Here is a 13,628-nt window from a genome sequence, read left to right on the forward strand (position 1 = left end):
CATTTCCTTTTAGTTTGATTAAAATTCATCTTATGAAATTTATTTTTACTTAACGATTATCTACTTTATCTAAGCTATATAAATCATGATTTACAAAACGAGTTTGAGCTAATTGTTCATATTTTGTATCAGGGCGACCATAATTTGTATATGGGTCAATGGAGATACCGCCACGAGGTAAGAATTTTCCCCATACTTCAATATATTTAGGGTTCATGAGTTTAATTAAATCTTTCATGATGATATTTACTACATCTTCATGAAAATCGCCGTTATTTCTAAAGCTGAATAAATATAATTTTAAGGATTTACTTTCCACCATTTTTTCATCAGGAATATAAGAGATATAAATTGTACCAAAATCTGGTTGACCTGTGATAGGGCAAAGTGTAGTGAACTCAGGGCAATTAAATTTTACCCAGTAATCATGGTCAGGGTGTTTATTATCAAATGTTTCTAATACATCTGGACGATAATTAAATTCGTATTTTACATTTTTTTGACCTAAAAGCGTAATGTCTTTAGTTTCTTCGCTAGTGCGCATCTATATACCTTCCTTTTAAATAATTAATCATTGCACGTATAAAAATAAAGTGATTAATAAATATTATATCATATTTATGAAATGATGTAGAAATATGGTTAAGTATTAAAACTTATAAGCTTGATTTACAAATTATCAATAAAATAGAATATTATTACTTGACTAAAATACTTTTGTAGCAGTAAAATTGACATATTATCATAGATATTTTAAAATAATATCATATTTTTTACAAAATGTTTATTTAAAATATAATATTGTAAGATGGTAAAAGTATTATTAAATGATAAGTTCAATAAGGAGAACTTATATTTTTATTTTTAGGAGGCTTATTCGATGGAAAATCGTATTTACAATTTTAATCCTGGTCCTGCTATGCAACCTTTAGAAGTATTACAAGAAGCTCAAGCTGAATTTTTAAATTTTGCTAAAAGTGGAATGTCAATTATAGAAATCAGTCATCGTTCTAAACAATATGAACAAGTACATAATCAAGCAAAAGCAGATATAAAAGAGCTTATGGGTCTTGGTGATGATTATGAAGTATTATTCTGTCAAGGTGGAGCAAGTATGCAATTTACTATGATTCCACAGAATTTTGCTGTTGATGGCAAAGTGGGTAACTATGTATTATCTGGTAGTTTTGCAACTAAAGCTTATGATGAAGCAAAACTTTTAAATCGTGGCTTTGTAGCAGCTTCTAGCAAAGATAGAGATTTTAAACATATTCCAACTCAAGATGAAATTAAATTAAGCGACAATGCAGCATATCTTCATTTATGCTACAATAATACAATTTATGGTACAGAATATCATTACATTCCAGAAACTGGCGATGTGCCTTTAATCGCGGATATGTCTTCTGATATGTTATCTCGTCCACTTGATTTTTCTAAATTCAGTTTAATTTATGCAGGCGCACAAAAAAATCTTGGCCCTGCTGGTGTTGTTGTAGTCGTTGCTCGTAAATCTTTCCTTGAAAATTCTCCAAAAGAAGTGCCAACAATGCTTCGTTATGATACTTATTTGAAGAAAAATTCCTTATATAATACACCTCCTGCATTTGGTATCTATATGGTAGGTAAGGTAGTAGCTTGGATAAAAGCTAATGGCGGTTTAGAAGCTATGGCGAAGAAAAATGCAGCTAAAGCTAAATTAGTTTATGATGCTATTGATAATAGTGATGGTTTCTATGTTGGTCATGCAGATAAAGATAGCCGTTCTTTCATGAACGTTACTTTCCGCTTACCAAGTGAAGAATTAGAAGCTAAATTTGCTAAAGAAGCTTTAGAACATGGTTTAGGTGGTGTAAAAGGTCATCGTTCTGTTGGTGGTATGCGTACATCTATTTATAATGCAATGCCAATGGAAGGTTGCCAGGCTCTTGTTGACTTTATGGAAAAATTCCGCAAAGCTAATAAATAAATTTAATAAAAAATCCTTAGTAGCTAAATCTAACTACTAAGGATTTTTTTATTTTGCATTTAAGGGAATATTTAAGTAAACAGGTTCTAATTCTTCTATTTTTATGCGACCGGCAGATAAATTAGTGATGTCTTTTAGAATATTTTCACTGTCATTTTGGGCTAATAATAAAGTAAAGCTTACGATATCACTATAATCTTTATTTTGTATGCGGATTTCTTTTTGGTGGAGATAATTTTCAAAACTGCCTAGTAAATCATAATTTAAATCTAGTTTATAACAATTAAAGATGGATTTTTTTACAATAGTGGAAACATCAAGTCCCAAGGTTACAGATTTTCCGTAGGCACGAATTAAACCGCCAGCACCTAATTTTATGCCACCAAAATATCTAGTAACGACAACGACAATATCACTTAATTCATTTTTTTTGAGGACTTCAAGCATAGGAGCTCCAGCAGTGCCACTAGGTTCGCCATCATCGCTTGATTTTTGGATTTCACTGCGTTCGCCAATGATATAAGCAGAACAGTTGTGGCGAGCATCAAAATGTTTTTTCTTTATGGACGAAATAAATTCTTGAGCTTCTATTTCTGTTTCTACATGTTTAATATAAGTTAAAAATCTAGATTTATTGATTTCCCATTCAGTAAAGTATTCGCCTTCGATTGTTTTATATTCAAGCATAATTTCACCTCAAAATAATTATAATATAAATAGCATGAAAATTTTTATAAGTTTTTTTCTTTTTGTATGGTAAAATGATGAATTTTATAGTATTATTTTTGTAATAAAAATAAATATACTTTAGAGTATATAAAATAATATAAGAAAGGTTGTGTTATTAAGGAGATGAACAACAAACCTATAATGAATAGGGGTCTGAAAAACAGACATATACAGCTTATTTCTCTTGGGGGAATTATTGGGAGCTGTTATTTTTTAGGTACTGGTTATGTATTAGAACAAGCAGGACCTGCTTCTATTTTAGCTTATTTATTGGGCGGGATAGTAGTATTATGCGTTATGCTATGTTTGGCTGAATTAGCGGTAGCTCAGCCTGTGTCTAGTTCTTTTGTCACGTATGCAAACGACCATATATCGCCTACATGGGCATGTGGTGTCGGTTGGGCATATTGGTTGAATTGGATTGTTTATGTACCTGCAGAGATGATTGCAGCGGGGATTATCATGAATCAATTTGTACCTGAGGTCAGTCAGTTATGGTGGGCTGTATCGTTTGGTCTAGTTGTTACCTTTATAAACCTATTCAGTGTAGGCAAGTTTGGTGAAAGTGAATTTTGGTTATCAATTATAAAAATAGTCGCATTAGTAGTTTTCAGTATTATTGCTTTTGCTATTTGTATGGGCTGGGCTAGTGAAACTGGCGAACCTATTGGAACAAAAATTTTATTAGGTAGTGGCGGTTTTGCTCCTCATGGATATTGGGCAATTATCATGACAATGGTAATTATCTTAGTTAATTTCCAAGGCTCAGAAATAATTGGCTTAGCTGCTGGAGAATGTAAAGACCCAGCAAAAAGTATTCCTATAGCAGTTCGCAATGTTACTTGGAGAATTATTGCTTTATATATAATACCAATTACTTTATTAATATCAATATTGCCATGGGACGAAGCAACTTTGACAGAAAGTGTATTTGCAGCAGCACTTCATCGTTATGGATTTGACTGGCTTGGATATATGTTTGCTTTTGTTATTCTTACAGCAGCAATTTCTTGCTCTAATTCAGGTCTATATGGTGCGGGCAGAGCATTACATGGACTTTCTAGACATAATATGGCACCTAAATTTTTAGGTAAATTAAATCATAATGGTATGCCTCAAAATTCAATTATTGTATCTATTTGTGCTTGCTGGATTATAATTTTATTATATACTTTAGATACAAGTGAAACAGCATATACTTATTTATTAGCTGTTTCTGGATTTACTGGTGCTATGGCTTGGATTTCTATTTGCTGGAGTCAATATAATTTCCGCAAAAAAATGATGGCAGAAAATAGAGTATCTGAATTAAAATACAAAACTCCATTTTTCCCTTATGTAACTTTATTTGGAATTTGGGTACAAGTATTTTGTCTTATTGTAATTGCCTTTACTGATGATTTACGTTCTACTTTATATGCAGGTATTCCAATGATGGTAATACCGATGGTGATTTTTAAATTAAAACAGATAAAGGCTCACCGTGCAGGATTAGTTCGCAATAAAACAGAATTATAAACGATAAAGAAAAAAAGCTGTACATATTATATGTACAGCTTTTTTATAATGGAACCTTTTTTATGATGATGTCTTCAACAGTCTTTTTTATACTGAATATATCACTATTGAATGAAGCTTCAACAGCAGCAATAACAGCTCCTTCAACTAAAGGCGCATTAGCTATTTGAATTTTACTGATATCTTTATCATCTTCATCCATCATATCAATAGCCATTTCAGTTGTTAATACAGAACTTCCTAAATCAGTAAGTATAAGAACTCCATCAGCTCCATTTACTTTTTCGATGGCAGATTTTATTTTTTTCATATCGGTGCCAAGTTTTCCATCTGATGTGCCTCCTGCGGCCATGATTTTCAATGTAGGGTCTGCCATTTGGAGAGCTAGCTCTTTAGTTCCATCTGCAATTAAAGAACTATGAGATACGATTACAATACCTATCACGAAGCACACCTCTATCCAAGTATAAATTAAGTTCTTAGATAATAATATGTTACTTGAGCCATAGTGTCAATCTATTAATACTATATTTTAGATAATATCTATAGATAAAGTATTGCATAAGATGTGAATAGGTGCCATAATTGATATTGAAGATATAATATATTATGGGAATTATTAATTAAATTATAATTGGAGGAAAAACTATGGTATTATCAATGCGTACTAAATTAAAGATTTTTGCAGCAGCAATATTATTAGTACTTGTTGTTATAGGTGGAGGCCTGGCATATTTTAATTTTTATGTAAAGACACCCGAATATACGCTAAAAGTTATACAAGAATCAATACAAAATCATGATGTAGATGAATTTAATAAGTATGTAAATGTTGATAATGTTGTAGCAGGTGTAACTAATAATATGCTAGATGGTATAATTGCATCGCAAACTAATTTGCCAGAAGAAGCAAAAGTAGCAATGAATAGTCTAGCTACAATGTTTAAAGCACCAATAGTTGCTAGCTTACAAGAAGGTTTAAATAATTATGTAAAAACAGGTAGTTGGCAATCTGGAAACACAACAGCAGATGCTCAAGGTGCCATGATAAATTCAGATATGATATTAGAACAATCTGGATTGACTGATTTAACTTTTGAAGGAATTGATTATATTAATACAAATGAAGATAATGGTACAGCTGAAGCTGGTATAAAAGTAACTCAAAGTGAAATTAATCAGCCATTTGTATTTAAAGTGTCATTAGAAGAACAAGCAGATGGTTATTGGAAAGTTGTTAGTGTAGACAATTTTGCTGATTTTATCAAAGCTCTAGAAGATGGCAGAAAAGAATTCATAAAAGATTATTTGAGTCAAACAGCGCTTATTATCATTGATAAAGAAAAGATTTTAACAGAAAATGAAGCAAATTTAAATGCAGCATTGAATTTAGGAACATTGGGTAGTAGTCAAACTAGAACTGATTTGAAAAACGATATTGAAAATAAAATATTACCTCAATTGAAAGAGTTACAAGAAGCATTACAATCTGTAGAAGTACCAAAATCAGCAGAAACATTGCATAATTTGCGTTTAAAAGCATGTGAAAGCAAAATAGCTTATTATCAAGATTATGCTAAATGGTTAGATAATAAAGATATAAAAACATTAAGAGAAGCTACAGATAATTTGAAAAAAGCTAAAACTATGGAATATGAAGCTAATTTGTTGACTAAACGAATTGAAGGACAAATAAAATAAAAAATAAAGCTCCTGATAGATATATGTAAATATTTCTATTGGGAGCTTTTTTCGTAAAACTCTATTCTTGTTTAAATTATATAGATAATTTATAATTGGGAAGAGGTGATTTTAGTATGAAAAAAAATATTCAAGAAATGATTTTATTATATAATTTTACAGATGAATTACGCTTAATGGAAATAAAAACTTTATTAGAAGCGATGAAAATAAAAGTTATTACTGTAGATAAAGAAGAACATTATCAAAAAATTGGTTATTTATTTGGTTTAAAGGGATTTAACAAAGTACAGCCAACAAATGAAGAAGTGTTAAATTTTGAATATGAATTAATGATGTTTCATAATTTTACTAAACCTAGATTAGATAATGTCTTAAAAGTAATGCGAGAAAAAAATCTGCAAGTGCCTATTTGCAAAGCAGTTGTTACGACTTTTAATCGCTTTTGGAGTATAGCGCGTGTTTGTCATGCACTAGAAAAAGAACATTTAGCGATGCAAAAACAAGATGCATAAAAATTGGTTTTAAAATGGAAAGGTGAATTTTGTTGGATAATAAAGAATCATTTAATAAAGTAGGGATATCTAGAAATGATGAACCTACAAGATTTTTAACTGAAGAAGAAATGGAGCAATTAGAACAAGCTAGATTTAATTATGAAACTAAAGTAGAAAATACGCCAAAAACTACGGTTGAAAAAAATAATAAGATTAAAATAGAAGATATAGCTCCTGAAACGAAAACAAAGTTGACTATTTCTCAAAAAACTAAAAATGTTGCACAGACTGTAAAAAATGTTGTAAGAAAAATTCTCATAGTCGCTAGTTTTGTAATTGTAGCTATACTGGGATTTTATTTGGCTTTTTCTTGGAATATGCCTATTGATAGAGATGATGAAGAAGTAGTAAAAACTGAAGTGAGACAAGAATTAAAATTAGATGATAAAACAGATGAAAATAATCTTGATACTCAAGTAAGTGAAAAGGTAGAGACTTTTGAAGCAAAAGTAGATAAGGCAAAGCAAATTCTTGGTGGATTAGAAGAAGATATAGCACAAGATAAAGACTTAAAAGAAAATATAACTGATCTAAAAAATTCTACACAGGGCTTTTTAGATGAACATAGCGACGAGATAAGTATATTGAAATATAGATTAGAAAATTTAATAAATGAGTTTTTAAAATAAAAGGCAGATATTTTCTGCCTTTTTTATTTTGTATACAGTAAAACTATACAATACAATTTTATGCAGTAAAGTAAAAGAAGCCTAAAAATATGCTATTTTATTAGACTTTGTTAATATGTAAATCTTCATTTGCTGCATAATAATTTTTAAATATACAAAACAGAATATTACAACTATTTTAAATAGCTTTTAAATATAAGGGTTTTGTGTAAAAGATAAGATTTATTTATTGTATAAATATATTGACATCGTAGTAACAAGTTTTTATAATGTATATTGCACTTTATTATAAAGGTACATTATAAAAATACGAATGTATTTATTTTGATGTGTTTTAAATAATTTATTGGAGGCGGTTATTGTGTGTAGAATAGGTTCTATAAAAAGTAAAGTTCCTGTTAGTCCGGCAAAAGCTTTAAAATTAATGATACCTCAACAAGAAGGTCATGATAACTCTGGATTTGCTATGGTTATGAAGGATTTATATGGTATTTTTTCCGATTATAAAGATAAGCCGTTACTTTCTTTAGCTTGTACTCAACGCGGTGCAGAAATGGTTGAAGAATATATGGACAGCCACAATTTTATTCAGTTGGCTGAATGGATTCCCGTCCCTGATAAACAACCAGGCTTAGATATTCAAGCTATGCCATATTATATATTCCGTAATTATGATTATCCTGAATATTACAAAGATAAATCAGAAGAAGAAAAAGGCGAATTGTTATTAGATACACGTTTAGCTCTTCGTAAAATATTAGAAGAATCAGGTAATGGTTTTGTATATTCATTTTGGCCAGATGTACTTACTTTGAAAGAAATTGGTGACCCTGCTGATATTGCTACATATTTCCATCTTTGGAATGAAAATGGCTGTTTACTTGCTAAAAATATTGTTGCTCAATGTCGTCAAAATACAAATTATGACATTGTACGTTATGCAGCACATCCATTCTTTTTACAAGGATATACTCTTTGCGCTAATGGTGAAAATACATTCTTTACTAAAAATAAAGAGTTCCAAAAATCTTTACATCGTGGATATATAGGTTTTGAATCAGACTCTCAAAATTTCTTATATACACTTCATTATGTTTTACATGAATTAAAATGGTCTATTGAATATTTTAAACATGTAATTACACCTCTTCCATTTGAAGAAATTGATAAACGTGAAGATAAAGAAGTATTAACAGCTATTCGTCAATCTTTAGCTAATTTAGAAATAAATGGACCAAATACAGTTATTGCTAATTTACCAGATGGCAGAATGATGACATGCTGTGATTCTAAAAAACTTCGCCCAGTTGTTGTAGGTGGCGATGAAAATATGGTAGCTATTGCTTCAGAAGTTTGTGGTATTAATGAAATATTGCCAAATAGAGATATGAGCAAAGATATTTATCCTAATGAACGTGAAGTTGTAGTAATTAACAATGACTTGGAGGTTCAAAGATGGAAACAGTAAAAACGCAAGATATAAGTACAAACGACCTTAATTGGAAAATTGAATATGATATGGACCGTTGCACTATGTGCGGTAGCTGTTTAGCAACTTGTACTTTTCAAGCAATTAAAGCAGATGTAATTCGCATAGATAAAACTACTTCTGATGGATTATTCCCTGATCCAAAACATACACATAAAGCAATTCCTGTTATAAAACAGGTAAAAACACTTGCAAATGCTTGTGTTGGTTGTGGTATGTGTGAAAAAGTTTGTCCAAATGGTGCTATTCGTCCAGTGAGAAATGCTGATACAAGAAAAACATTGCTTTCTCGTGATCATGGCCCTATTAAACGTGGTGGACGTACAAATTTAAATGCACAAAGAACATTAGATAGCATTATTGTAGGTCGTATCAGTCAGATGACTGACCCTGCACTTGACTCTCAGCGTCATACTTTTGATATACGTTCTCCATTTGGTAGAGTATTACCAGCAAAAGATTTGCCTTTAAAAATGGAAAATGGCAAATTAGTTATGGAACATAAAGCACCACCAGTAAATTGGATTTATCCACTTATTTTCTCTGATATGTCCATTGGTGCTTTGTCTACAAGAGCATGGGAAGCTGTTGCTCTTGCTTGTGCTTATTTGAATGAAAAATGCAATATTCCAATTCGCATGAGTTCTGGTGAAGGCGGTATGCCAATTAAACTTTTGGAATCGGATTATTTAAAATATATGATTTTACAGATTGCTTCTGGTCACTTTGGTTGGAACCGTATTGTAAAAGCTCTTCCTAAAATGAAAGTAGACCCAGCAGGCGTTCTCATTAAAATTGGTCAAGGGGCAAAACCTGGTGATGGTGGTTTGCTTCCTGCAGCTAAAGTAGCAGAACATGTTCAGGCAATTCGTGGTGTACCAAAAGCTACACTTTCTTCTCCACCAAACCATCAAGGTTTGTATTCCATTGAAGAATCTGTACAGAAAATGCATTTATCCATGAACGCTGCTTTTGGTTTCAGAGTTCCTGTAGCTATTAAATGTGCTGCTTCAGCTACTTCTGTATCTGTATATAATAATTTACTTCGTGACCCTTATAAAATTTGTGGCGGTTTCTTCATTGATGGTATTCAAGGTGGTACTGGTGCTGCAAATGAAATTTCCTTAGACCATACAGGTCATCCAGTTGTTTCCAAAATTCGTGATTGCTATTTAGCAGCTGTAAAACAAGGTCTTCAAGGTCAAATTCCACTTTATGGTGGTGGTGGTATCGGTCTTACTGGTAATGCAGCAGCTGATGCTTTCAAAATGATGTGCCTTGGTGCAAATGGGGTATTCTGTGGTAAAATCTTAATTCAACTTTTAGGCTGTGTTGGTAATGAACATGGTCGTTGTAATTCTTGTAATACTGGTAAATGTCCAACTGGTATTTGTACACAAGACCCTCGCCTTGTTAAACGTCTTGATATTGATAAAGGCGCACAAAAAATCGTTGATTATGTCTTAGCTTTTGACCAAGAACTTAGAAAACTCATGGCTCCAATTGGTAACTCATCTCTTCCAATTGGTAGAAGTGATGCTCTTGTTTCTACAGATAAAGCTATTGCTGAAAAACTTGGCATTCAATATGTATGCTAATTAGTGAGGAGGATTTTTAAGATGTTTACTATAGATACTTTAGTTGGACATGAACGTATGTCCACACAAGATTTACTCCTTGCTATTGGTCAAGCTGTAGCTCAAGGAGAAACAGAATTTGAAATACATGCTTCTGGTCAACATGATATTGGTGGTCCATTATGGCATCCAGAAGGAAAAAAATTATTTTTCCATGTAACTAATGCAGGTCAACGTGTTGGTTGTATGTGTCTTGATAATACAGAAATCGTAGTAGATGAATCATCTTCTGCTGATGTTGGCTGGCTTAATGCTGGTGGTAAAATCACTGTTCGCGGTGATGCTGGTGATACAGCTGGTCATTGTTCTGCTGGCGGTAAAATTTATATCGGTGGTAGAGCAGGTACTCGTTCTGGTTCACTTATGAAACATGACCCACTTTATGAAGAACCACAATTATGGGTATTAAAAAATGTAGGTTCATTCTCCTTTGAATTCATGGGTGGTGGTAAAGCTGTTGTCTGCGGTGTAGATAGTGAAGAATTTGCAAGTGTACTCGGCGAACGTCCATGTGTAGGTATGGTAGGCGGTACAGTATATTTCCGTGGAAAAATAGATGGTTATCCAGCAGATATTCGCTTGAAAGATTTAACAGATGAAGACATTGCATTTTTAGATAATAATATGGACGAATTCTTGGAATCCATCAGAAAAACAGAACTTCGCAGTGAATTATCTGATTGGCAACAATGGCATAAACTTGAACCATTAACTTTTGCAGAAAAACAAGCTATTGCTGATAAACAACCAGATATAAAATCCTTCCGTCAAAATGAATGGATAAAAGGTGGTATGTTCAGTGATGTTGCTGTAGATGATTTTGCTGTAAATCCTACAGTTGTAACAGGAACATATCGTCAAAGAGTTCCTTATTGGGAAAATGCAAAATTTGCAGCTCCTTGTGAATTTAGTTGTCCGTCAAATATACCAACTCAAAAACGTTATAACTTAATTCGTCAAGGTAAATTAGAAGACGCAATTAAACTTGTATTAGAATATACACCATTCCCAGGTTCTGTTTGCGGTAGTGTTTGCCCTAATCCTTGTATGGAAGGTTGTACTCGTGGTGGCATTGATGAAGCTGTACAAATCGGTCAACTTGGCTATTTATCAGCTTTTACAAAAGTTGATGCACCAAAAGTTAAAACTGGCAAAAAAATCGCCGTTATCGGTGGTGGGGTAGCTGGTTTATCTGCTGCATGGCAACTTGCTCGCAAAGGTCATGATGTAACTGTTTATGATGATGATAAACATATGGGCGGTAAACTTGAACAAGTTATTCCTCGTGCTCGTTTATCTCATGAATTATTACAGTCTGAACTTAAACGCATTGAAGATATGGGCGTTAAATTCGTACCAGAATGCAAAGTTGATGCTGATAAATTTGCTCAAATTAAAAATAATGCAGATGCTGTTGTTGTAGCAACAGGTGGTCATAAATCTCGTTTCTTTAACTGGGAAGGTAAAGAAAAACTCGTCATGGGTCTTCAATTCTTGAAAGCAGTAAATCGCGGTGATAATCCAAAAGTTGGTAAACATGTAATCGTTATTGGTTGCGGTAATGCCGGCATGGATACAGCTCGTGGTGCTTATGATATGGGTGCAGAAACTGTTACTTGTATCGACGTACAAAAACCAGCAGCTTTTGATGAAGAAATTGAATATATTGAAAGCCGTGGCGGTAAATTAGTTTGGCCATTTATGACAACAAAAATCACTGACGAAGGTATCTATGATGATAAAGGTCGTTTCATTCCAGGTGATATGGTTATGGTATCAATCGGTGAAGCACCTATTCTTGATTACTTACCACAAGATGATAGCATTAAAAAATTCCGTGATTGGGTTGTACCAAATAAAGACAATTCCATTTTAGATGGAGTATTTGTAGCAGGGGACGTAATCAAACCTGGTCGTTTAACTGATGCTATCGGTTCAGGTCAAAAAGCAGCTTACTATGCAGATGCTTATGTGATGAATAAAGAAGTAGAAGCTTTCCCTGAAAAACAGCAAGTAAATAAAGATACTTTAGCTAAAGCTTATTTTGATAAATGTCATCATTGCAATCTTGGCGAACCAGCAGATGATGTAAATCGCTGCATTAGTTGTGGTACTTGCCGTGATTGTGAAACTTGTATGCAATCTTGTCCAGAAAAAGCAATTACACGTATTCAACATTTAGATGGTAGCTTTGAATATGTATCTGATGCTAAAAAATGTATCGGTTGTGGTATTTGTGCAGGCGTTTGTCCTTGCGGTATTTGGACATTAAAAAATAATCCAGAAGAAATAAAAATGTATAGAACAAAAGCTGAATAAGCTGATAAATAAAAAGCTATCTGTTATTAAACAGGTAGCTTTTTTATGGAATTTATTAAATCATATTATAGAAAAAAGAAGTGAATAAAATGAGAAAATCATTAATGGCGAAGTTTTTGATTTTATGTATATTATTGATAGTAGGAGCAGTATTTCATATTTTAAATGTACCAGAACTCATAGAAGAATTTGTAAAATTTATAGCTGTAATTGTCGTACTTATCATGATAAAACAAGTTTTTGATTATCTGCATGGAAAAAGAGAATGATATTATTTAAAATATAAAGGATTTTCAAAGAAAATTGTGGAACTAAAATAACATAGATAAGGAGGGTTATATAATGACTAATGAAGTTATAAAAGCTATGATTGAAAGACGTTCTTGTCGTAAATTTAAAGCTGAGCAAATAAAAGATGAAGAGTTACAAGCTATATTAGAAGCGGGTAAATATGCAGCTACAGGTAAAGGATTGCAATCTCCGAAAATGGTAGTTATTCAAAATCCTGAAGTAATTGCAAAATTATCTAAATGGAATGCTGATATTATGGGAGTGAAATCTGACCCATTTTATGGAGCACCTACAGTGATTTTAGTTTTAGCTGATGCAACAAGAACTACAGCTGTTCAAGATGGTTCACTTGTAATGGGAAATTTAATGCTTGCAGCTCATAGTATAGGTGTTGCTTCTTGCTGGATTAATAGAGCAAAAGAAGAATTTGCTACAGAAGAAGGCAAAGCATTATTGAAACAATGGGGTATTGAAGGTGATTATATCGGTGTTGGACATTGTGTATTAGGATATCCAGCAGTTGATTTACCAAAACCTGCTCCTCGTAAAGATGATTATGTAGTTTTTGTTAAATAAGCATAATATAAATAGATTTCAAGGTATTTAATGGACTTTTTATAGACATTAAATACCTTTTTTATTTGACAGAAGTTGATTTTTGGAGTATTATATAAGCTAACACTTGTAAATATGTAAACATTATATATACTTAAATATCTTATTTTATAAGATGAAACTTTATTTTACATATTTTAAATGCATTTATAATATAGTTTTTATGGTGGACTT

Annotated in this window: 13 protein-coding genes; 10 read left to right on the forward strand and 3 right to left on the reverse strand. The window is 32.1% G+C overall.

Annotation, left to right across the window (positions count from 1 at the left end; all coding sequences use genetic code 11):
* Positions 1-49: 49 nt before the first annotated feature.
* Positions 50-544, reverse strand: a complete 495-nt coding sequence (queF, locus tag GXM21_RS00545) for a preQ(1) synthase (RefSeq protein ID WP_008540235.1) — start codon at positions 542-544, stop codon at positions 50-52.
* Positions 545-880: 336 nt separating this feature from the next.
* On the opposite strand from queF, the gene serC reads away from it, so the two are divergent.
* Positions 881-1,969, forward strand: a complete 1,089-nt coding sequence (serC, locus tag GXM21_RS00550; RefSeq protein WP_008540236.1) for a 3-phosphoserine/phosphohydroxythreonine transaminase — start codon at positions 881-883, stop codon at positions 1,967-1,969.
* Between the two features lie 48 nt (positions 1,970-2,017).
* Here serC and GXM21_RS00555 read toward each other — a convergent pair whose 3' ends face one another.
* Positions 2,018-2,656 carry a YigZ family protein gene (locus tag GXM21_RS00555; protein WP_008540238.1) on the reverse strand — a complete coding sequence of 213 codons (639 nt, stop codon included), beginning with the start codon at positions 2,654-2,656 and terminating at the stop codon, positions 2,018-2,020.
* A 183-nt stretch (positions 2,657-2,839) separates the two neighbouring features.
* Between GXM21_RS00555 and GXM21_RS00560 the strand changes: the two genes are divergently transcribed.
* On the forward strand, positions 2,840-4,216 hold the full coding sequence (locus tag GXM21_RS00560) for an amino acid permease (RefSeq protein WP_039881524.1): 1,377 nt from the start codon (positions 2,840-2,842) through the stop codon (positions 4,214-4,216).
* Between the two features lie 43 nt (positions 4,217-4,259).
* On the opposite strand, the gene dhaM is transcribed toward GXM21_RS00560, so the two are convergent.
* On the reverse strand, positions 4,260-4,661 hold the full coding sequence (gene dhaM, locus GXM21_RS00565; RefSeq protein ID WP_008540240.1) for a dihydroxyacetone kinase phosphoryl donor subunit DhaM: 402 nt from the start codon (positions 4,659-4,661) through the stop codon (positions 4,260-4,262).
* 203 nt (positions 4,662-4,864) lie between these two features.
* Between dhaM and GXM21_RS00570 the strand changes: the two genes are divergently transcribed.
* The 8 genes from GXM21_RS00570 to GXM21_RS00605 all read left to right on the forward strand — a co-directional run bounded on the left by GXM21_RS00570 (position 4,865) and on the right by GXM21_RS00605 (position 13,415).
* Complete coding sequence (locus tag GXM21_RS00570) at positions 4,865-5,917, forward strand: hypothetical protein (protein WP_008540241.1); 1,053 nt, start codon at positions 4,865-4,867, stop codon at positions 5,915-5,917.
* A 116-nt stretch (positions 5,918-6,033) separates the two neighbouring features.
* A complete protein-coding gene (locus GXM21_RS00575) occupies positions 6,034-6,432 on the forward strand; it encodes a DUF3783 domain-containing protein (RefSeq protein ID WP_008540242.1) in 399 nt (132 codons plus the stop codon).
* Between the two features lie 32 nt (positions 6,433-6,464).
* Positions 6,465-7,103, forward strand: coding sequence for a hypothetical protein (locus GXM21_RS00580; protein ID WP_117464522.1), 639 nt, complete (start codon positions 6,465-6,467; stop codon positions 7,101-7,103).
* A 361-nt stretch (positions 7,104-7,464) separates the two neighbouring features.
* Positions 7,465-8,571, forward strand: coding sequence for a class II glutamine amidotransferase domain-containing protein (locus GXM21_RS00585; RefSeq protein WP_008540244.1), 1,107 nt, complete (start codon positions 7,465-7,467; stop codon positions 8,569-8,571).
* Positions 8,559-10,190: a glutamate synthase-related protein gene (locus GXM21_RS00590; RefSeq protein ID WP_008540245.1), complete on the forward strand. Its 1,632-nt coding sequence runs from the start codon at positions 8,559-8,561 to the stop codon at positions 10,188-10,190. Before GXM21_RS00585 ends, GXM21_RS00590 begins: the two co-directional genes overlap by 13 nt.
* A gap of 21 nt (positions 10,191-10,211) precedes the next feature.
* Complete coding sequence (locus tag GXM21_RS00595) at positions 10,212-12,548, forward strand: FAD-dependent oxidoreductase (protein ID WP_008540246.1); 2,337 nt, start codon at positions 10,212-10,214, stop codon at positions 12,546-12,548.
* Between the two features lie 89 nt (positions 12,549-12,637).
* A complete protein-coding gene (locus tag GXM21_RS00600) occupies positions 12,638-12,817 on the forward strand; it encodes a hypothetical protein (protein WP_018999859.1) in 180 nt (59 codons plus the stop codon).
* A gap of 73 nt (positions 12,818-12,890) precedes the next feature.
* Positions 12,891-13,415 (forward strand): nitroreductase family protein, encoded by a 525-nt coding sequence (locus GXM21_RS00605; protein ID WP_008540250.1) that lies wholly within the window; start codon positions 12,891-12,893, stop codon positions 13,413-13,415.
* Positions 13,416-13,628 lie beyond the last annotated feature (213 nt).

The sequence above is a fragment of the Megamonas funiformis genome, from assembly GCF_010669225.1.
GTDB classification, from domain to species: domain Bacteria; phylum Bacillota; class Negativicutes; order Selenomonadales; family Selenomonadaceae; genus Megamonas; species Megamonas funiformis.

What these genes read in the sequence shown, in the direction of transcription:
- queF (WP_008540235.1), bottom strand. Translation starts at nt 544, where the DNA reads ATGCGCACTAGCGAAGAAACTAAAGACATTACGCTTTTAGGTCAAAAA.
- serC (WP_008540236.1), top strand. Translation starts at nt 881, where the DNA reads ATGGAAAATCGTATTTACAATTTTAATCCTGGTCCTGCTATGCAACCT.
- GXM21_RS00555 (WP_008540238.1), bottom strand. Translation starts at nt 2,656, where the DNA reads ATGCTTGAATATAAAACAATCGAAGGCGAATACTTTACTGAATGGGAA.
- GXM21_RS00560 (WP_039881524.1), top strand. Translation starts at nt 2,840, where the DNA reads ATGAATAGGGGTCTGAAAAACAGACATATACAGCTTATTTCTCTTGGG.
- GXM21_RS00570 (WP_008540241.1), top strand. Translation starts at nt 4,865, where the DNA reads ATGGTATTATCAATGCGTACTAAATTAAAGATTTTTGCAGCAGCAATA.
- GXM21_RS00575 (WP_008540242.1), top strand. Translation starts at nt 6,034, where the DNA reads ATGAAAAAAAATATTCAAGAAATGATTTTATTATATAATTTTACAGAT.
- GXM21_RS00590 (WP_008540245.1), top strand. Translation starts at nt 8,559, where the DNA reads ATGGAAACAGTAAAAACGCAAGATATAAGTACAAACGACCTTAATTGG.
- GXM21_RS00595 (WP_008540246.1), top strand. Translation starts at nt 10,212, where the DNA reads ATGTTTACTATAGATACTTTAGTTGGACATGAACGTATGTCCACACAA.
- GXM21_RS00600 (WP_018999859.1), top strand. Translation starts at nt 12,638, where the DNA reads ATGAGAAAATCATTAATGGCGAAGTTTTTGATTTTATGTATATTATTG.
- GXM21_RS00605 (WP_008540250.1), top strand. Translation starts at nt 12,891, where the DNA reads ATGACTAATGAAGTTATAAAAGCTATGATTGAAAGACGTTCTTGTCGT.